The 19,086-nt window shown below is 72.3% G+C and carries 12 protein-coding genes; 6 read left to right on the top strand and 6 right to left on the bottom strand.

Annotation, left to right across the window (positions count from 1 at the left end):
• Positions 1 to 107: 107 nt before the first annotated feature.
• Both AB0G17_RS17560 and AB0G17_RS17555 read right to left on the bottom strand, forming a co-directional pair.
• Positions 108 to 1,337: a helix-turn-helix transcriptional regulator gene (locus tag AB0G17_RS17560; protein WP_361382712.1), complete on the bottom strand. Its 1,230-nt coding sequence runs from the start codon at positions 1,335 to 1,337 to the stop codon at positions 108 to 110.
• A gap of 565 nt (positions 1,338 to 1,902) precedes the next feature.
• Positions 1,903 to 2,877 carry a LacI family DNA-binding transcriptional regulator gene (locus AB0G17_RS17555; RefSeq protein ID WP_361382709.1) on the bottom strand — a complete coding sequence of 325 codons (975 nt, stop codon included), beginning with the start codon at positions 2,875 to 2,877 and terminating at the stop codon, positions 1,903 to 1,905.
• 333 nt (positions 2,878 to 3,210) lie between these two features.
• Here AB0G17_RS17555 and AB0G17_RS17550 point away from each other — a divergent pair, with 333 nt between their 5' ends.
• Positions 3,211 to 5,088 (top strand): amidohydrolase, encoded by a 1,878-nt coding sequence (locus AB0G17_RS17550; RefSeq protein WP_361382706.1) that lies wholly within the window; start codon positions 3,211 to 3,213, stop codon positions 5,086 to 5,088.
• A gap of 490 nt (positions 5,089 to 5,578) precedes the next feature.
• Here the strand turns inward: AB0G17_RS17550 and AB0G17_RS17545 are convergent, their stop codons facing one another.
• Positions 5,579 to 7,306: an MFS transporter gene (locus AB0G17_RS17545; RefSeq protein ID WP_361382887.1), complete on the bottom strand. Its 1,728-nt coding sequence runs from the start codon at positions 7,304 to 7,306 to the stop codon at positions 5,579 to 5,581.
• A 544-nt stretch (positions 7,307 to 7,850) separates the two neighbouring features.
• Positions 7,851 to 10,460: a D-alanyl-D-alanine carboxypeptidase gene (locus tag AB0G17_RS17540; RefSeq protein WP_361382703.1), complete on the bottom strand. Its 2,610-nt coding sequence runs from the start codon at positions 10,458 to 10,460 to the stop codon at positions 7,851 to 7,853.
• 486 nt (positions 10,461 to 10,946) lie between these two features.
• Between AB0G17_RS17540 and AB0G17_RS17535 the strand changes: the two genes are divergently transcribed.
• The 3 genes from AB0G17_RS17535 to AB0G17_RS17525 all read left to right on the top strand — a co-directional run bounded on the left by AB0G17_RS17535 (position 10,947) and on the right by AB0G17_RS17525 (position 13,413).
• Positions 10,947 to 11,705: a GPP34 family phosphoprotein gene (locus AB0G17_RS17535; protein ID WP_361382700.1), complete on the top strand. Its 759-nt coding sequence runs from the start codon at positions 10,947 to 10,949 to the stop codon at positions 11,703 to 11,705.
• A gap of 426 nt (positions 11,706 to 12,131) precedes the next feature.
• Positions 12,132 to 12,989, top strand: coding sequence for a helix-turn-helix transcriptional regulator (locus tag AB0G17_RS17530; protein WP_361382697.1), 858 nt, complete (start codon positions 12,132 to 12,134; stop codon positions 12,987 to 12,989).
• Between the two features lie 214 nt (positions 12,990 to 13,203).
• Positions 13,204 to 13,413, top strand: coding sequence for a DUF397 domain-containing protein (locus tag AB0G17_RS17525; RefSeq protein WP_361382694.1), 210 nt, complete (start codon positions 13,204 to 13,206; stop codon positions 13,411 to 13,413).
• A 204-nt stretch (positions 13,414 to 13,617) separates the two neighbouring features.
• Here the strand turns inward: AB0G17_RS17525 and AB0G17_RS17520 are convergent, their stop codons facing one another.
• The gene (locus AB0G17_RS17520) at positions 13,618 to 14,466 is read right to left on the bottom strand and encodes a hypothetical protein (protein WP_361382691.1); all 849 of its coding nucleotides are present in this window, start codon (positions 14,464 to 14,466) and stop codon (positions 13,618 to 13,620) included.
• A 98-nt stretch (positions 14,467 to 14,564) separates the two neighbouring features.
• Between AB0G17_RS17520 and AB0G17_RS17515 the strand changes: the two genes are divergently transcribed.
• Both AB0G17_RS17515 and AB0G17_RS17510 read left to right on the top strand, forming a co-directional pair.
• Complete coding sequence (locus AB0G17_RS17515; protein ID WP_361382688.1) at positions 14,565 to 15,347, top strand: SDR family oxidoreductase; 783 nt, start codon at positions 14,565 to 14,567, stop codon at positions 15,345 to 15,347.
• A gap of 376 nt (positions 15,348 to 15,723) precedes the next feature.
• Entirely contained in the window at positions 15,724 to 17,301 is a 1,578-nt protein-coding gene (locus AB0G17_RS17510) for a sodium:solute symporter family protein (RefSeq protein WP_361382685.1), read from the top strand.
• A gap of 21 nt (positions 17,302 to 17,322) precedes the next feature.
• On the opposite strand, the gene AB0G17_RS17505 is transcribed toward AB0G17_RS17510, so the two are convergent.
• Positions 17,323 to 18,510, bottom strand: coding sequence for an ADP-ribosylglycohydrolase family protein (locus AB0G17_RS17505; RefSeq protein WP_361382682.1), 1,188 nt, complete (start codon positions 18,508 to 18,510; stop codon positions 17,323 to 17,325).
• Positions 18,511 to 19,086: the final 576 nt, after the last annotated feature.

Here is a 19,086-nt window from a genome sequence, read left to right as displayed (position 1 = left end):
GACAGCCCCTTGTCAGTGGTGGGTTGGCTCCACCGACGACCGTAGGAGCGTGCGGGCGACATCATGGGTACGGCCCGTGCCTACTCGATTACAGGTACAACCCGTACCTACGCGGGGACGTCCCACGCGCGAGCCAGCCCACGCGCGTCAGGTCGAATTGCTGCCGGGCCCGCCTCGACGAGGTCCACCACTGTCGCTCGCGCAAACAGGTTGTACCGGGCAGTCTCCGGCGACAGCGTCTCGGCCTGCTTGAGGAAGTGGACGACGGCGATGTCCTCGCCCGCCAGGCTGTATGCGCGCGCCGACTCGATCGCGTGGAATCCCCGCCGGGTCGCCGACGGCATCGAGGACACGTCGAGGCCGCCGGCCGCGTCGACAGCGGGACCGCGCTGAACGAGATCGACGCGCATGGTGAGTTGGTAGGCGTCCACCATGCCCCGCCCAAAGATCAGGTACGGGTGGCTGTACGACGCGCCAAGTGCCCGCGCCGCATCGTCTGCCATGTCCCAATGATGCTCGGCCGGCCCGGAACGGCCGGTCTTCGCGTACGACAGAGCGGCTGCCAGATGCAGGAGTCCCCAGCGCGCGGTGTCCTCTTCCCCGCGGTCCCGACGCAGTAGCTCGGCAGCCCGCATGGCGAGGTCCACGCGGGCATCGGCCGCCTCCCCGGCGTCGCGGTAGACGTGATTCATGTACCAGGCGGCCCCGGCGATCGCGCGCGGATCGTCGGCATCCTGCGCGGCTGCCATGGCCCGGTCCCCAGTCAGCAGCACGAGCTCAGGCACGGGCTGGAAGGACAGGTAGAGCTGGGTGAGGTGGTACACCTCGGCGAGCGCAGCCAGGGCCCGACGCCGCGGGCTGCCGTCAAGGGTCCGCGTTGCGGTCTGGAGATCGGTCAGCAGCCCGGGCAACACATCGGCGACATGGGTTCGATGGTCACCGATGCCGTGCCACAGCAGCCATGACTGGCGTACGCGCGCGGTCAGATCCTCGATTCGAGGCGGCTCGGTGTCCGGGATGGTGAGCGTGTAGGCGGTGAGGGCCTTCTTCACTCGCTGGAGCGATGGGTGGGCAGCGTTGCGGTACGTGGACGCGGTGACGCGGTCGTCGCCGGTGAGGTCGGCGAGGGACGCGACGTCGAGGGTGTCGGCCATGCGCATGAGCATGGGCAGGCGCGGCATGCGGAGGTGTCCGGATTCGATGGCTTTCCACCATTCCATGGACTTGCCTACTCGGGCAGCTGCGTGAGCGCGCGTCATCCCTTTCCGCTCCCGAGAGCGTCGCACGCGCTGCGCAAAGGTTTCGGTGTCCGGCGCGTTGTCAGTCTGATCGGGCATACTGAACTCCGTTCTGAACCTGGACAGTCAGAACGCTACTCCCCTTGGTGTACGGGGAGATGACGAAAGTGCCGCCTCCCTCCCGAAGGCGAGAGGGGGTGCAGCACATCATCTGCCCGGGGAGACGCGCGCGCTGTTCGTCGTGGCCGTGGCATTAACGTCAGCGGGTTCCCCAGCACGCGAACGCCGATCCCAAGCCCGCTCAGCGAGGCGGCATCCGATGCTACGGATCCGGCTACAGGCCGGCGTCTGTGTGTGCCGCGCACGAAGAAGATCTCCCTCTACGAGGGGGCGGTCGCACCTGGCGCTGACGCCGGCCAGGAGCTCTTCCGGAGCAGCCCGTTCCCTCCCTGCCCCGGGCACCCGCACCCGATGCGCGTGATGACGAGCGCCGAACAGGTCTACTGGGCCTGTCCGCGACGTCCTGAAGTGTCCGTGGCGTTCATCTACGCCAACCACTGAGCTCGACAACGCCACACGGACCGCACCCGGGCACCCGGGCCCCACCCAGGCACGCGCGCCCCGCCCGCGGCGGCTCGGCCTCCGTCCCCGTGGATGCCGAGGCTCAGCCCATGGCCCGCAGGGACGACTCCCTCGGCGTGAGGCGCGCCGGGACGGTCTGTCCAGCCCCGCCTTGGCCGCCCTCGACGAGGTCCGCGAGCGCGGCCACCGCGGCCCCGGCCGTGCGGTGCGGGGCGAGCGTGACGGTGGAGACGGGCGGGGCGGTGGTCTCGTACGCCGGATCCTCACTCGCGCACACCACGAGCAGGTCGTCCGGCACCCGCAGTCCCCGGCGGGCCGCCGAGGCGAGGAGGCGGTGGCCGCACGGATCGTAGAGGCCGTACACGGCGTCCGGCCGGCCGGGTCCGCCGAGCAGGGCGTCCAGGGTGCGGCCGTCGCGGTCGCCGAAGTCCAGCGGCACGACCCGGGGTTCGGCCGCGTGCGCGGCGCACCACTCCTCGTACGCCGCCCGGCAGCTGCGCGTGTAGTGCTCCTCGCCCGGCCCCGCGATCAGGGCGATCCGGCGCGCGCCGCGCTCGGCGAGGTGGTCCAGGACGTCGTGCGTGGTGGCCCGGTGGTCGTTGTCCACCCACGCCTCGCGCGCGCCGAGCCGGGCCGGGCGGCCGTCGAAGACCAGCGGCAGGCCCCGGGCGCGCAGGATGCGGACGACGGGGTCGTCGGCCGGGCTGTCCAGGAGCACCACCCCGGCGACGGGCACGGTCCGCCACAGCGTCTCGGCGGGCGCGGCCGGGAGGGCGATCAGGGCGTAACCGCGCCGGTGGGCGGCGGCCGTGGCGGCGCTGATCGCGCGGGCGTAGAACGGGATGCCGGCGAAGTCCCAGGAGAGCGTGCCGTACGTGGTGACGGCGAGGGCGAGGGTACGCGGCGGGGGCTCGCCGTAGCCGAGCGCGGCGGCGGTCGCCCGGACGCGAGCCCGGGTCGGCTCGGCCATGCGGCCGGTGCCGTTCAGGGCGTTGGAGACGGTCGCCACGGACACCTCGGCCGCGCGGGCCACGTCGGTGAGGGTCACTCGGGGCACGGGCTCAGCGTACGGAATCCGTCGCCCGAGCGGGAGTTCGCGGGGCAGATCGGCTGCGCCGGGGCGGTGGTGGTTAAGGGATTAATCGCGAAGGGTGCGGTGTCGGACGAGCCGCTGTGCGGTGGCGGATGAGCCACTGCGCCGTGGCGGACGAACCACTGCGCCGTGGCGGACGAACCACCGTGCCGTGGCGGACGAACCACCGTGCCGTGGCGGACGAACCATTGCGCCGTAGCCGACGAACCATTGCGCCGTAGCCGACGAACCACTGCGCCGTAGCCGACGAACCACCGTGCCGTGGCGGACGAGCCACTCGAACCCCCAGGAGTCCCCGTGAATCCGAGCTCGACACCTTCCCGCCGCCGGATCCTGGCGACGAGCCTGGGCGCCGCGGTCGCCCTCCCCCTGGCGTCCCCGGGTACCGCCTCCGCCTCCGCCTCCGCCTCCCGGCGGCGCTCGGCGGCGCTGGTGGTGCACCACGCGCGGGTCCTCACCGGCGAGGCGCACGCACCCGTCGAGCAGGCCGTGGCGGTCGGCCGGGACGGGAAGGTGCTCGCGACCGGGAGCGACGCGGCGCTGCGGCGGTTCGTGGGGCGCGACACCGAGGTGGTGGACGCGCGCGGGGCGACGGTCATGAGCGGCATCCACGACGGCCACGCCCACCCACTGGGCGCGGGCGAGCGCTCCCTGCACCCGTCCCTGGGCGGAGCGACCCTGACGGTCCCCCAACTCCAGGACGCCGTACGGGAGTTCCTGTCCGCCGACGCGGCGCACGAGCCGGACGGCTGGCTGGTGGTCGAGGACTGGAACCCGGTCGGGCTGCTCCCCGCCGGGACCGTCCCGCACCACCGCGTGCTCGACGCGCTGCCCACCCGCCGCCCGATCGCGCTCATCGGCAACGACGGGCACAACGCGTGGGCCAACCAGCGCGCTCTGGACCTCGCCGGGATCACCGCCGCCACCCCCGATCCGGCGGGCGGCCAGATCGTGCGCGACGCGGACGGAAAGCCGGGCGGCCTCCTGAAGGACACCGCCCAGGACCTCCTGACGAGGGTGATCCCGCCACCGACGCGGGCGCAGCTCCTGGACGCCTGTGCGAAGGCACTGGCGCAGGCGGCGGCGTCGGGCATCACCACGTTCATGGACGCGTCGGTGGACACGCACCAGCTCGACACGTACGCCGCGCTGGCCGCCACGGGCCGCCTGCCCCAGCGGATCGTGCCCGCGCTGCTGATCGGCCCGGACCTGGCGAAGGACCCGGCGGGGGCGCTGCGTCACGTACGGGACCTGCGGGCGCGGTACGGGCAGGTGCCCGGGCTGCGGTTCGGGACGGCGAAGGTGTTCCTGGACGGGGTGATCGAATACCCGTCGCAGACGGCGGCGCTGCTGAGCCCGTACCTGGACGCGGAGGGCAGGCCGACCGGGCACCGGGGTGATCTGTACGTCTCCGCCGCCGACTACGGCCGGCTGGCGACGGTCTTCGACCGGGCGGACTGGCAGTTGCACGCGCATGCCATCGGGGACCGGGCGGTACGGACGGCGCTCGACGGGTACGAGGCGGCGGTGCGCGCCAACGGCCGCCGCGGCAACCGCCACACCGTGGCGCACCTCCAGCTGGTCCACCCGTCCGACCACCGCCGCTTCGCGCCGCTCGGGGTGGTGGCGTGCATGCAGTTGCAGTGGGCGATGCGGGACATCTGGACGATGGAGGCGCTGCTGCCGTACATCGGGGCGGAGCGGCACCGGCTGATGTACCCCGCGCGCAGCCTGGAGCGCCACGGGGCGGCGCTCGCGGGCGGCTCCGACTGGCCGGTCGACCCGCTCCAGACCTGGAACCAGATCCGCACGGCGGTGGACCGGGAGGGGGCGGAGGCGGGGGAGGGAGCGCTCTACCCGGAACTGGAGGGTCTGAGCCGCGCCTCATCCCTCCGGATGCACACGGCCGGGACGGCGCACCAGCTGCGCATGGAGCGGGTCAGCGGGCGCCTGCTGCCGGGGATGGCGGCGGATCTGGTGGTGCTGGACCGGGACGTGACGCGGGTGCCGATCGCGGAGGTGTCGGGGGTGGGGGTCCGTCTGACCCTGGTGGGCGGCCGGGTGGTGCACGAGGGCACCACACCCCCGCCCCGGCCCCGCTCCGCACCCCGCCCGGCCTCCCTGACAGGCGTACACGGCGACCGCCACGGCGCGTGCGGGTGCGGCCGGGGCTGAGGCGGGGGCGTACCCACCCGCGGGTACACGGCGACCGCCACGGCGCGTGCGGGTGCGGCCGGGGCTGAGGCGGGGGCGTACCCACCCGCGGGTACGCGGCGACCGCCACGGCGCGTGCGGGTGCGGCCGGGGCTGAGGCGGGGGGCGTGCCTACCCGGCAACGGGGTGCCGCTGTGCCCACCCGTGCCGCCCTGGCGGCACGATTGCCCACAGCTGGGGGGGGAGGCGCCGGAGCCCTGAACAGGGGGGAGGGGCCGCAGGCCCCGTCCCTTAGGGGCGCGGGGAACTGCGCGACCAGCCCCCACCGGCCCGCAGACGAACAGGGGCCGGGGCGAAGCCCCGAAGCGGGGCGCAGGGGCCGCAGGCCCAGGGGCACAGGGGCCCGAGGGCAGAGCCCCGCACCGGGGGCCGCAGGCCACGCGCCGACGGGGCAGGGGCCCGGGGCCGCAAGCCCCCCACCCCCGGGGGGGCGGGGGCGTAGCCCCCGGGGCTAACGGTCCGGGCGGAGTTCCGTCGGGCACGCCGTCCCCCGGCGGAGACTGTACGGCGCGGCAAGCCGATACGTACCGGCATGCGGAGCCAGCAGCTCCGTCCACTCGTCCCCCGCCGCGTCCTCCGCCGCCTTCCACAGGCACCCGTTCGGATTCGTGTACGTCTTGGGCTCCCCGTGCCCCCGCCGCTTCGACTCCGCAGTCTCCTGCGGCGGCTCCACACCCTTCCCCTTCTCGTCGACCAGCTTCAGCCACGGCGAGTACGGGATACGGACGAGGACCCGCCCCGGCGCGGACACCTTCAGCGTCCACTCGCCCTCTCCCGCGCGCTCCACCACCGCGGGCAGATCGGCGAGCGGGGTCGGGTTGTCGACCGCGAAGAGCCGCCAGTTGGCGTTTCTCCACACTTCCTTCAGGTACGGCTGGCCCTTCTCGACCAGCTTGGCCTCCTGCACGGCGCCGTTGGAGTCCGCCGGGCCCATCGGCAGCACCACGTAGTGGACGGCCCAGCGGTCCAGCCAGCCGTGGTAGCTCGACGGGTTCAGCGTGTCGTCGTAGAAGAGCGGGTTGCGCTCCATGTCGGCCTGGCGGTTCCAGCCCCGGGCGAGGTTGACGTACGGCGCCAGCGCCGAGGCCTCGCGGTGGCTGGAGGCGGGGACCACCTCGACGCGCCCGCGCTCGGCGCCGACCTCCTGGAGCTGGTCCACGAGCGGCGCGAGCTCGCGCGCCCAGGACGCGGCCGGCAGGGTGCTGATGATGTCGTCGGCGGCCTTGAAGCCGACCCAGAAGTTCATCCCCGCGAAGGCGATGACCAGCGCGTACCACTTGCGCGAGCGCGGTGCCACGTACGGCAGGGCGGCCAGGAACACCACGCCCGCGAAGAGCATCGCGAGCCGGGTCACGTTGGACCCGATCTGCGAGTCGATCAGCCAGGTGAGCAGCGTGCCGATCCCGTACACCGCGGCCCCCGTGCGGACCGTCCTCCAGTCCTTCGGGACCGCGAAGAGGATGATCACCGCGAAGAGGAACGGCAGCGACACCGAGGCGAGCGACATCGGCTGGGTGCCCGAGAAGGGGAACAGCAGGGCGGAGAGCGCCACGACCGCGACCGGCGGCAGACCGAGGGCGTACGCGCCCGGGCGGCGCCCGTTCAGGAATAGCGCGGCCGCGACCACCCCGAGGAAGAGGCCCGCGACCGGGCTGCTCGCCGTGGCGAGCCCGGCCAGCGGCGCGGCGACCGCGCCCTTGGCCCACCGCTCGGTGCGCCAGCGGTGCGGCCAGCAGAAGACCGCCGCGACCGCGCCGAGCGCGAACATCGTGCCGAGGCCGAAGGTCACACGGCCGGACATGGCGTTGCACAGGAAGGCGAAGAGCGCCGCGAAGGCGCACGGCAGCGGATTGCGGACGGCCCGCACCCGCACCAGGATCAGCGTGATCAGCCCGGCCGACACGGTCCCGGCGATCATCATCGTCGAACGGACGCCGAGCATCGACATCAGATACGGCGAGACCACGCTGTACGAGACGGGGTGCATCCCGCCGTACCAGGCCAGGTTGTACGCGGAGGCCGGGTGGCGGCCGACGAACTCGGCCCAGGCGTCCTGCGCGGCGAGGTCGCCGCCGCTGTTGGCGAAGAGGAAGAACCAGAGGACGTGGCCGACGGCGGCGATGGCCGTGACGGCGTACACGGGGTGCCGGACGGTGAAGGCCCGCACGCGCCGCACCAGGTCCCGGCCCGCACCCGGGGCCGTACCCGGGGCCTTGTCCGGGTCCGTGGCGGTGTCCGGGGCCTTGCCCGCGGCCGGGTCCGGTGCCGGAACCGTCTGCGGCTCCTCGTCCGGGACCGTCTGCGGCTCCTCGTCCGGAACCGTCTGCGGCTCCTCGTCCGGAACCGTCTGCGGCTCCTCGTCCGGAACCGTCTGCGGCTCCCCGTCCGGGACCGGCCTGTCGTCGTCCAGGACCGCGGCCGCGTCGGGGGCCCCGGTCAGGTTCTCTTCCCTCACCGGGTCCCTGTTCTCGTCGTTCTCGTCCTGTATTCGTCCACCCGGCCGAGAAGGGCTGCTGCCGTCGGCGCGGGTGGGCGTCGGCTCAGCGGTGGTCACTGCGGCTCTCCCGCCTCACACAGTCTCAGGACGTCTCTCGCCCCGTCGTTCATACGGACGCCGCCCAGCGTCCCCCAGTTGACCGAAGCTAGCACGAGGGCGCCACCGGAGACCGGGGCGCCCTCGTCCGTATCAGCTCGCCATCGGCTCGCGGATCGGCCCGGACGGGTCAGCCCAGACGGGTCAGCTTCGACCCGAAGCCGGGCTCGGCGAGGGCCTTCTGGAGGGCGACCGGGGCGGAGACCTGGCCGGGTCCGGTGCCCACGGTCAGCTTGCCGACCACTGTGCCCGCCTTCGCCGAGTGCGGCACCTTGGCGTCACTGGGAGTGAGCGAGATCGCCGCCTCCAGGCTGGGCCATCCGGCGAGGGTCAGGTCCTTGGTGGCGACGACGGGGGTCTTGCCGCCCAGGCCGTCGTCCACGTACCCGACGACGTCACCCTTCTTGATCACCGTCTGCGACGTCAGCGACTTGCGGGTGGCGATCAGGACGTCCTTGCTGACCTTGTTGACCAGGTCCAGGATCGAGATGGCCTTGTGCTGGCCGAAGACCGCGCCGACGATCGTCTGCTTGGTACCGCCGACCTCCTTGGTGGCGGCGAACAGCAGGTTGCCGCCGGCCTTGGTGGTCGAGCCGGTCTTGATGCCGATCGCGCCGTTCTGCGGCACGAGGGTGTTGTAGTTGCGCCTCTTCACGCCGTTCGGGTCGATCCAGAACGGCTGCCGGGTGATGTCGACGAGCGCCGGGTCCTTCACCAGCTCCGTGGCCAGCTTCACCTGGTCCACGGCGGTCGAGACGGTGGTGGCCTGCAGACCGGACGGGTCGGTGTACGTGGTGTTCGTCATCCCGAGCTGCTTCGCGGTGGCGTTCATCTTCTCGACGAACGCCGCCTCGGAGCCCGCGTCCCAGCGCGCGAGCAGGCGCGCCACGTTGTTCGCGGACGGAATCATGATCGCACTGAGCGCGTCCTTCTGGCTGAGGGTCTGGCCCGCCTTGATGGTGTCGAGGGTCGACTCGTCACCGGTCTTGTTGTAGCCGCCCTCCTTCTCCGCGAGCTTGTCGACGGGGATGGAGGCGCCCTTCTCGCCCAGCTTCATCGGGTGGTCGCGCATGATGATGTACGCGGTCATCGACTTGGTCACGCTGGCGATCGGGACCGGCTTCTCCTCGCCGAACCGCCCCACCGTGCCGAGGCCCGCCACGGTGATCAGGCCCTGGCCCTCCTGGGGCCACGGCAGTTGCGGCGCGGCACCGTCGAAGGTGAACTGCGGCGCCGCCGTCATCTTCAGGGCCGGGTCCGGGAGCGGGCGTACGAACTGTACGACCGCAAACACGATCAGCAGCAGGATGACCAGCGGGGTCCAGATCTTGAACCGCCGCACCGCGGTGCGGACCGGGGTCTGCGCCGGGGGCGGGGTGTTGGTGAGCTCCGCGAGCAGGTCGAGCGGCGGCTTCGGCGGCAGCGGCTGCTGCCGGGTCCGCTCGGCGGCGTCGGGGTCCGGCACGGAGATGCGGGGCGAGGCGGGGGCCTTCGGCGCGGCGGACGCGGCGGGTGCGGCGGGAGCCGCGGGCGCGGCGGCCTTCGCGGCCTCGGCCTCCGGCTTGCCCGCGTCCGGGGCCTTGGGGGTCGCCGGACGTACGTCGTCGGAGCGCAGCGGTACGAACGTGCTGGCCCGCTCCGCCGTCGGCTCGGCCGCGCCCGGCCGCCGGATGGCGGTGGTCGGCTGATCCACGACGGGCGGCTTGACGGCCTTGAAGGCGGTGGTGGGCTGGTCGACACCGGTGGCGGCGGTGGCGGGGCCGGGCTTGCCCGCGCGGTCTTCGGCGCTCGGCTTGCCCGCGCTGTCTTCGGCGCTGGGCTTGGCGCCCCAGGAGGCGGCGCGGGCGTCGGCGCCGGGCTTGTCGGCGGCGGGCTTGTCGGCGCCGGGCTTGTCGGCGGCGGGCTTGTCGGCGCCGGGCTTGTCGGCGGCGTCGGCCTTGGGGGTCGGTTTGTCGGCGCCGGGGGCGGGGGCTGCCTTGGCGGCGGGCGCGGGGGCGCGCTCGGGCTTCGCGTCGGCGGCGGGCTCGGTACCGGGGGCGGACTTCGCGTCGGCCTTGGCGGCGGGCGCGGAGGCCCGCTCGGGCTTCGCGTCGGCTCCCGGCTCGGCGCCGGACTCGGACTTCGCCTCGGCCTTGGACTCGGACTTCGCCTCGGGCTTCGCCTCGGGCTTGGTCTCGGGCTTCGAGGCCGTCCCGGGGTTCGGGGTCTCTTCGGGGCTCGCCTTGGCCTCGGGCTTCGCTTCCGGCTTGTCGGCCTGCCCGGCGTCCTGGGCGGGCTCGTCGGCCGCCTTGGCGCCCGGCTCGGGGGCCGAGGCGTCGTCGGAGGCGGGAGCGGGCCTGTCGCCGCGCTCCTGAGCCGCGGGCTCGTCGTCGGAGGCGTCGTCATCCGTCTCGGGCGCCGCCGTCGGCGCGGGCACGGTCTCCCGTACGGGCGTAGCCTCGGCGGCTGGCTCCTCGTCCGTGTCCTCCTCGGCGGCAGGCGAAGCCGGAGCCGGGGCCGGAGCCGGGGTGTCCGCCTTCGCGGAGCCGGAGCCGGAGCCAGCGGCTGAGCCGGAGCCGGTCTCCTCGGCCGCGTCCGCGTCCGCCTCCCCGTCCGTGGCCACCCACGCCGCCACGGCCGCCCGCAGGCGGGTGTCGCGGGACTCGTGGTCCTCCTGGCGCGGGGCGCGGAAGACGGCGGTCGCCTGGTCCACGGGGGCGGAGCCGCCGGCCGTGGCCCGCTCGGCACCGGAGCCGTTCACGGAACCGTTGGCGGAACCCTTCGGCGATCCGTTGGCCGGGCCGGCCACAGACCCGCCCGCGGAGCCGTTCGCGGACCCGCTCGCGGAGCCGTTCGCGGACCCGCTCGCCGAACCAGCCGCGGAGCCACCCCCGGACCCCTTCGCGGAAGCGTCCCGCTCCGGCGCGGAACCGGACGCGGTGCCGGGGCCGTCATCCGGGCGGAACACCGCCACACGGGGATCGCGTTCGCTCGGAGTCGTCTCCCCCGACGACTGCTGCTGCTTCGACCTGTCGGGGGACTCGCCCGCCACCGATGCCTCCTCCCGGCGCCCCGGGGCGCCGTCCGAACCTGTCCGAACCATCTACCAGTGTCCTGTGTGCGGGGTTGACCCTCGTGCTAGACGAGAACGACATACCTATCGGTTCCCGTACTTACCGCCCAGGCGCTCTCGACAGATGAATGTGAGAGGGGTCACCCTGTCATTCATCCACGCGGGGAGGCATGGATGGGCAGGAGCCGCAGAACAATTCCGGAGGAGCTTCTGCTGCTCGCTCTGGACCCGGCCACGGGTACCACAGCGCAGCCGCAGTCGCTCGACCTCGGCCTCGCCGGAGCACAGCTAGTGGAGCTGGCTCTGGCAGGACGGATAGCCCCAGACGGGGATCGTATCGCCGTGGTGATGGCACGGCCGACAGGAGATCCGACACTGGACTCCGCACTGGAACTGCTGCGCAGGCGCGGCAGCCCGGTCCGGGCCGTCCACTGGATCGGCGGGCCCCGACTGGGGCTGCGCCAGATTTACCTCGCGCACCTGGAGCGGTGCGGCATGGTCCATGCCGTGGCGGGCCAGATGTGCGGAGTGCTGCCGACGACTCGCTACCAGGCGACGGACACGGCGATCAGCCGGGACATCAGGGCCCGGCTGGACAGTGCGATCCGCACCGGCGTACCGCCGGACCCGCGGACCGCGGCGCTCGCCGCCCTGGCCCATGCGGTCGGACTCGGCAAGCACCTCTACCCCGGCAACGAGGGGCGTTCATCGCGCTCCCGCCTCCGGGATCTGATCAGGCACGACCCCATGGGCGGACTGGTGGCGCACGCCGTCATGGACGTCCAGAACGGAGTGGGCGCACAGCCGCGCCGCAGCGCCAACGGCACCGGTACCGGCGCCGCGGCGGGCACCCGCGCGACCGCGACCGCCACCGCGCCCGGCGTTCCGATGCAGCCGCACCGCGGCAGCATGGCCCGCGCCGTGGCCCACTAGCGGCCGCTCCGGCACCACCTCAGGCACGAGAGCACGACGGCACCACCCCAGGCACGAGAGCACGACGGCACCACCCCAGGCACGAGAGCACGACGGCACCACCTCAGGCACGAGAGCACGACGGCACCACCCCAGGCACCACCTGCACCACCCGCACCACCCAGCACCAGGGCACCACCCCGCACCACCCGCCGCACCGACGTCCCCCTCACGACCCGGTTCGGGAGTCGCACCACGGGCGCGCGGGGCCGGCCTTCGCCGGTCCCGCGCGCTTCGCGTCTGCCGAGGCCCGGCGCTCGTACCCCCGGTAGCCGGTACCCCACCGTGTGTGGCCATTTCCCAGCGCGGCCCGGAACATTGGTGGCAGTCTGCAGAGCGAAAGAGCAGAAGAACAGCAGAAGTGCCGCAGCCGGAGGTGCAGTTCCCGTGGCGTCCAACGTCAATCCCACCGTCAGGCGACGCCGACTGGGCCAGGAGCTCCGTCGACTCCGCGAGCTCAAGGGCATGACGGCCGAGGAGGTCGCCGAGCGCCTGCTGGTCTCCCAGTCGAAGATCAGCCGCCTGGAGAACGGCCGCCGCTCCATCAGCCAGCGCGACGTACGCGATCTGTGCGGGGTGTACGAGGTCGAGGACCACCGGATCGTCGACTCGCTGATGCAGATGGCCAAGGACTCCCGGCAGCAGGGCTGGTGGCACGCCTTCGGCGACATCCCGTACAGCGTGTACATCGGTCTGGAGACGGACGCGGCGAGCCTGCGCGTCTACGAGTCGCTGATCGTGCCCGGGCTGCTCCAGACCCGCGAGTACGCGCAGGCGGTGATCGAGGGCATGTGGCCCGAGGCCGCCACCAGCGACATCGACAAACGGATCCAGATCCGGCTCAAACGCCAGGACCGGCTCACCGACCCGACCAATCCGCTGCGCTTCTGGGCGGTCATCGACGAGGCGCTGCTGCGCCGCGTGGTCGGCAACGAGCGGATCATGCGCGACCAACTGCTGCACCTGGCGCAGCTGAGCGAGCAGCCGCACGTGACGCTCCAGGTGCTGCCGTACGACGCGGGCGCGCACCCGGGCATGTACGGGAAGTTCGCCATCCTGGAGTTCCACGACGCCATGGACGCGAGCGTGGTCTACCTGGAGGGCGTGACCAGCGACCTCTATCTGGAGAAGGCCAACGACGTCCAGAGCTACACGGTGATGTACGAGCACCTGAGGGCCAAGGCGCTCAGCGCCGAGCAGTCGCGGGCGTTCATCCACCGTGTGGTCGACGGGTACTCGTTGTGAGCGAGTGACACGAGAAAAGCCCTGGGGCGCCGTGTGGGCGCGCACAGTACACCTGCGCGACCCCAACTGAGAAGAACCCGATGGAACATGCCACCCGGATGGATGAAGGGCCCCTGTCATCGGTGATGTTGCGGCGTAGCGTCACACGCAGAGCCGCTGGCCTTCAGCGGCCCGGCACATCACCCGGGCAACCGGACCAACCATCGGAGTAACTATGCGCGTTCAGCAGCATGCACTGACGGAGTGGACCAAGTCCTCGTACTCCGCCGTGAACGGCGACTGCGTGGAAGTCAAGGCGGCACCTCGCTCGACCGTGTCCGTCCGCGACTCCAAGAAGCCGCTCAACGGAATGCTCGACTTCGCCCCCGAGACGTGGTCGGCCTTCATCCAGGACGTCAACCGCAGCGCGCCGCGTGGAGCCTGACCTTCACCGGCACCGCTCCACCGCAAACCGCTCCACCGCACATCGCTTCATCGCAAACCGCTCCACCGCACACCGCTCCACCGCGAAGTGAGCAAGGCCCTCTCGACTGGTCCGCCGTCCTGGCCGAGGGGGCTGGTTGCTGTCCGGGCCGAGGGGGCGGGTCGCTGTCCGAGGGGGCTGGTCGCTGTCCGGGCCCGCCCGCGCTCACTCCGTCCGACGCAGCCGGTCCACGTACCGGTCCGTCCCCGGCACCGTGGGGATGAAGGGGGCGACCAACTCGACGCGCCCCAGCCCCGATTCGGCCACCGCCGCGTCCAGCCCCGCGAAGTGCTCCTCCCACACCTCGGCCGGGTCGCGTTCCAGGAACCACAGCAGCGTCAGCCGGGTGTCGACCCCCTCGACCTGCTTGACGTACGTCATCCGGTCGCCCGGCAACGGGGTCGGCCGGAAGACCGTCACCAGCGCGGCGGGCCCGCCCGTCAGCCGGCGCGGCAGATGCCGCGACCGCAGCCACTCCACCAACTCGCAACGCTGCCCGGGCCCTTCGGCGTCGATCACCTGGAGCACGAGCCCCGCGTACGGGTGGTCGAGGGCGTGGTAGTCGCGCGGGCCCGCCGCCCCGTCGCGGTAGACGGTCGCCTCGTGGTCCTGGAAGGCGGTGAAGACGTGCGTACGGTCCTGGTAGACGCGGCCGTCCCGGTTGAGCCGCCGGTTGATGCCGACGGTCCACTTCATGTGGTCGTCGTAGCGGCCGTCGGTGATCCAGTACGTGGAGAGGTAGCACCCGGCGGTCACCGGCTGGGCGATCGCGGACTTCTCCGGGTAGCGCAGCTCCTGGAGCTCGCGGGTGGCCACCCAGCGCCGCCCCGCGAACATCCAGGGCATGGCCATGGCCCCGGCGTAGTAGTGGTCGTCCTCGTACCAGCGGTTGTACGCGTACTCGTGGCCCGGGTGCGGCTCCACCATGGTGATCAGGGCGTGGCCGGGGTGCACCCCGTACGGCCCGACCGCCGCCAGCTCCGCGTACTCCTGGCTCCTCGTCTCCTCGCTCACGACGCCTCCTCGCTCACGACGCTCCCCTTCCCTCCTGCTCCGGACCGCCCTACTCTGACGCCCCGTCAGAGGAAGTGCCAGAGCCGGGAGGCGCCCAGATGTTGCTGAACGGGAAGACGGTCGTCGTGTCCGGCGTCGGCGCCGGGCTCGGTCACCAGGTGGCCGCGACCGTCGTACGGGACGGGGGCAACGCGGTACTCGGGGCGCGGACCGAGCAGAACCTCGTCAAGGCGGCCCACGAGATCGACCCCGAGGGCGCGCACACCGCGTACCGGCCCACCGACATCACGGTCGAGGCATCGTGCGAAGCGCTGGCCGCCCTCGCGGTGGAGCGGTTCGGGCGGATCGACGCGGTGGTCCATGTCGCCGCCTGGGACAGCTACTTCGGCGGCGTCGAGGACGCCGACCTCGCCACCTGGCAGGGCGTACTCGACGTCAATCTGCTCGGCACGCTGCGGATGACCCGGGCGTGCCTGCCGGCCCTCAAGGAGCGCGGCGGCTCGGTGGTCGTCATCGGCACGCAGTCGGCCATCGCCGCGCCGTCCCAGGTGCGCCAGGCCGCGTACGCGGCGTCGAAGGGGGCGCTGACGTCGGCGATGTACTCCATGGCGCGCGAGTTCGGCCCGCACCGGATCCGGGTGAACACGGTGCTGCCCGGCTGGATGTGGGGCCCGCCGGTGCAGGCGTACGTCCGGTTCACCGCGCACACCGAGAAGGTCCCCGAGGCCGAGGTGCTCGGGCGCCTGACCGAGCGGATGGCCCTGCCGGAGCTGGCGACCGACGGGGACGTGGCGGAGGCGGTGACCTTCCTGGCGTCGGACCGGGCGAGGGCGATCACGGGGCAGTCGCTGCTGGTGAACGCGGGCGAAGTCATGCGCTAGTCGGACCGGTGGAACCAGGTGGACCCGCCTCTCTCGGCCGCACGGGACCCGCATCCCGTGCGGCCGCTCACGTATGTAGGCGTGTACGCCTGTACGTGTGCACGTGTGTACGCGTCTGACGAAGTGGCCCGTTCATGGTGTGGCGGGGGCCCTGGGGGCGACAACACTCGATGAAGTAAAGGCACGGCAAATTCGTTCTGCTTCCTGATCTGTGTTCATATCCATGACCGTTGAAGGCCTTGACCACGCCTCCGAACAGGCGGTTCAATCCCCGGAAGTCCCCGCTCCCGCACGGGGCCCGCTGAGCCGGACGTAACTGACGAAGAGCACCGGCAGACACATCGACGTTCACAAGGCGGACCCCTCGGAGGGGACAATGAACAGTCTCGACTGGGCTGTGCTCATCGGCTATTTCGGCGTGATGGTCGCGATCGGCGTCTGGTCCCACAAGCGGGTGGACGACGTCTCCGACTTCTTCACGGCGGGCGGCAAGATGCCGTGGTGGCTCTCGGGCATCTCGCACCACATGTCCGGGTACAGCGCGGTGATGTTCACGGGGTATGCGGGGATCGCGTACCGCTACGGCGTGACGTCCTTCGTGACCTGGTCCTTCCCCATCGCGGTCGGCATCGGCATCGGCGCCAAGCTCTTCGCGCCCCGGCTCAACCGGCTGCGCTCGCGACTGCACGTCGCCTCACCGCTCGAGTACCTCAAGAACCGCTACAACGTCTCGACGCAGCTGGCGCTCGCCTGGTCCGGAATGCTCCTGAAGATCGTCGACGTCGGCGCGAAGTGGGCGGCCATCGCGACCCTGCTCTCCGTGTTCACGGGCATGTCCATCAATCAGGGCATCCTCATCACGGGCGTCATCACCGGCATCTACTGCACGGTCGGCGGCCTGTGGGCCGACGCCCTCACGGAGCTCGGCCAGTTCATCATCCAGCTCTGCGCGGGGGTCGCGATGCTGATCGCCGTGATGTCGAAGCTCGGCGGCTTCAGCACCCTGTGGACCGTCTGGGACAAGCTCCCGGACGCACACACCCACCCGACGGCGGGCCCGTACACGGTGACGTTCCTGCTCGCCTATCTCTTCATAAAGACGTTCGAGTATTCGGGTGGGATGTGGAACCAGGCCCAGCGCTACATGGCCACCGACTCGGCCCGCTCCGCGACCCGTTCGGCCCTGCTCTCCGCCATCCTGTGGCTGATCTGGCCGCTGGTCCTGTTCTTCCCGATGTGGTGCGCGCCGCTCCTGGTGCACGCCAAGAAGCCGGACGCATCCGACTCGTACGCCCTGATGACCGAGAGCCTGCTGCCGCACGGACTGCTCGGCCTGGTCATCGTCGGGTTCTTCTCACACACGATGGCGATGTGCTCCTCGGACGCCAACGCCATCTCGGCGGTCTTCACCCGGGACGTCGCGCCGGCGCTCTCCGGGCGGGCGCGCGGCTGGGACTCGCGGGCGGGGCTGCTGGCGGCGCGCATCTCGACCCTGGTGTTCCTGGGCCTGTCGATGTCCATCGCCACCCAGGTCAACTCGCCCGCCTTCCACGACATCATCACCGTGGTGATCAAGTGGGTGGCCGGGCTGATGGGGCCGATCGCGATCCCGTTCATGCTGGGCATGCTGCGTACGTTCCGCAAGTCCGGGCCTACGGCGGCGCTCACCAGCTGGGGGGCGGGTCTGGTGGCCTTCTTCTTCGTCAACTACCACCTGGACGGCTCGGACCGTACGAGTGTGGCGCTCCAGTACCAGGTGTCGGTGCCGCTGGCGATCTCGCTGGTTCTCTACATCGTGATCGGCCTGATCAGGCCGGAGGACACGCCGGAGCGGGACGCGCTGCTTGAGCGGATCAACTCCGACGGCGACGGTGACGGCAAGGGCCCGGGTTCGGCTTCGGCGGCGGCGTCCATTCCGGCGCAGGCGGGCGAGCCGGAGGTGATGGAACGCTGACGCCGACCGGCTCCGCGGGGGTTACGCCCGGGGGTAACGCGCCAGCCAGCCCGGGCTGTTGACGGCTGGGCCGTGCAGGGCCGGGCCCTGGGTCATTTCCATGGCGAAGTCGTCGGCCAGTTCGAGGACCGTGGAGCGTCCTTCCAGCTCGGCGAGCCAGCCGGGCGGGAGGGCGGTCTCGCCGTGGAGGGCGCCCATGAGGGTGCCGCAGAGGGTGCCGGTGGCGCCGGAGGGGCCGTCGTGGTTGACGGCGAGCAGCAGGCCGTGGCGGATGTCCTCGCCGACCAGGGCGCAGTACACGGCGATGGCCAGCGCCTCCTCGGCGAGGTGGCCGTCCCCGAGCGAGGCGACCAGGCCGGGGCTGGGCATGCCCTGGCGTACGGCGCCGAGGGCGTGCTGGAGGGCGTCCGTGACGGGCTGGTGGCCGGGGCGCTGGGCGAGCAGGGCGAGGGTGCGCTGGACGGCGGCGTCCAGGGACTCACCCCGGGCGAGGCCGTGCACGATCACGGCGAAGGCCCCGGCCGAGAGGTACGCGGCGGGGTCACCGTGCGTCTGGGCGGCGCACTCCACGGCCAGCTGGAGCACCAGCTGCGGCTCCCAGCCGACGAGCAGGCCGAAGGGGCCGGAGCGGGTGAGGGCGGCGGGGTCGCGGGCCTCGGGGTTCTTGGGCCGGTCGAGGGTGCCCATGACGTCGTCCGCGAGCCCGAGCAGGCAGGGGCGGACGGGGTCGCGTCTGCTGTAGAGCCACTCCTCCTTGGCGAGCCACCCGTTGTCCTTGCGGCGCTCGTCCGGTCCCCAGTCGCGCTGGGTGGCGCTCCAGCGGAGGTACGCGCGGTGGACGTCGGTCGGGGGGTGCCAGGCGCCGGTGTCCCGGCGGACCTGGGCGCGGATGAGGCCGTCGACAGTGAAGAGGGTCAGTTGGGTGGCGGCGGTGATGCGGGCGGTGGGGGTGGTGGGGGTTTGGGTGGGGGTGGTTGGGGTGGTGCGGGGGCCGCCTGTGGCGCCGCCTGGCTCGGCTTCGGTCGGGGCCGTGATGCCCTCGGGGCCGTACCGGGTGCGGATCGCTTCCAGGGGGAGGGGGGTGACGGGTGCGCCGAGCGCGTCGCCGATCGCGCCGCCGAGGAGGCTGCCGCGGACTCGGCTGCGGAAGTCCTGTTGCTCGGTGCGGCCCCATATGGACGTGGTGGGTCCGGTGGCTGCTGCGCTCATGGCGCAGCACTGTAATTGATTGGGTGCGGGCGAATAAGACCGCGAGGGGTTTGGGAAGGGGCGCCCTTTGAACGGTTTTTGTCCCCCACCCCGCCCCTTCCCTAAACCCTCCGGGGGCGGGAGGGTGGCTGAGGCGGTCTGCTGGGGGCTACGCCCCCAGACCCCCTTCGGGGCTTCGCCCCGGACCCCGTTCGTCTGCGAGCCGTGCATGGCTGGTCGCGCCCGCGGCGGAGCCGCACATGTCACAGGCCCGCGCCCCTAAAGGCCGGCTGTCCGTCGGGAGCGGGCTCGTTCGGGCTGGTCGCGCCCACGCGGCGGCACCGCACGCCCTGGAAGCCCGGCCGTCCGTCGGAGCGGCCCACTCGGGCCGGTCGCGCCCACGCGGCGAAGCCGCACATGTCACAGGCCCGCGCCCCTAAAGATCCGGCCGACCGTCGGGAGCGGGCCCACTTGTGCCGGTCGGGCCCCCGTCGGCCTGTCTCACGGGCAGGCTCAGCCCCGGCCTCCCAGGGGCGCGGGGAACTGCGCGATCAGCCCCCGCCGGGCCGCAGACGTACGGCCCCCGGTCGCCCGGCG

Origin of the sequence: Streptomyces sp. NPDC023838 (assembly GCF_040639555.1) — a bacterium.
Lineage (GTDB): Bacteria > Actinomycetota > Actinomycetes > Streptomycetales > Streptomycetaceae > Streptomyces.
Note: the sequence above shows the minus strand (reverse complement) of the source record. Positions and strands in the feature narration are given on the sequence as shown.

Excerpts from the sequence above, each read along its gene's own strand:
- AB0G17_RS17560 (WP_361382712.1), bottom strand. The coding sequence starts at position 1,337 with ATGCCCGATCAGACTGACAACGCGCCGGACACCGAAACCTTTGCGCAG.
- AB0G17_RS17535 (WP_361382700.1), top strand. The coding sequence starts at position 10,947 with ATGGGCAGGAGCCGCAGAACAATTCCGGAGGAGCTTCTGCTGCTCGCT.
- AB0G17_RS17525 (WP_361382694.1), top strand. The coding sequence starts at position 13,204 with ATGCGCGTTCAGCAGCATGCACTGACGGAGTGGACCAAGTCCTCGTAC.
- AB0G17_RS17515 (WP_361382688.1), top strand. The coding sequence starts at position 14,565 with ATGTTGCTGAACGGGAAGACGGTCGTCGTGTCCGGCGTCGGCGCCGGG.
- AB0G17_RS17510 (WP_361382685.1), top strand. The coding sequence starts at position 15,724 with ATGAACAGTCTCGACTGGGCTGTGCTCATCGGCTATTTCGGCGTGATG.
- AB0G17_RS17505 (WP_361382682.1), bottom strand. The coding sequence starts at position 18,510 with ATGAGCGCAGCAGCCACCGGACCCACCACGTCCATATGGGGCCGCACC.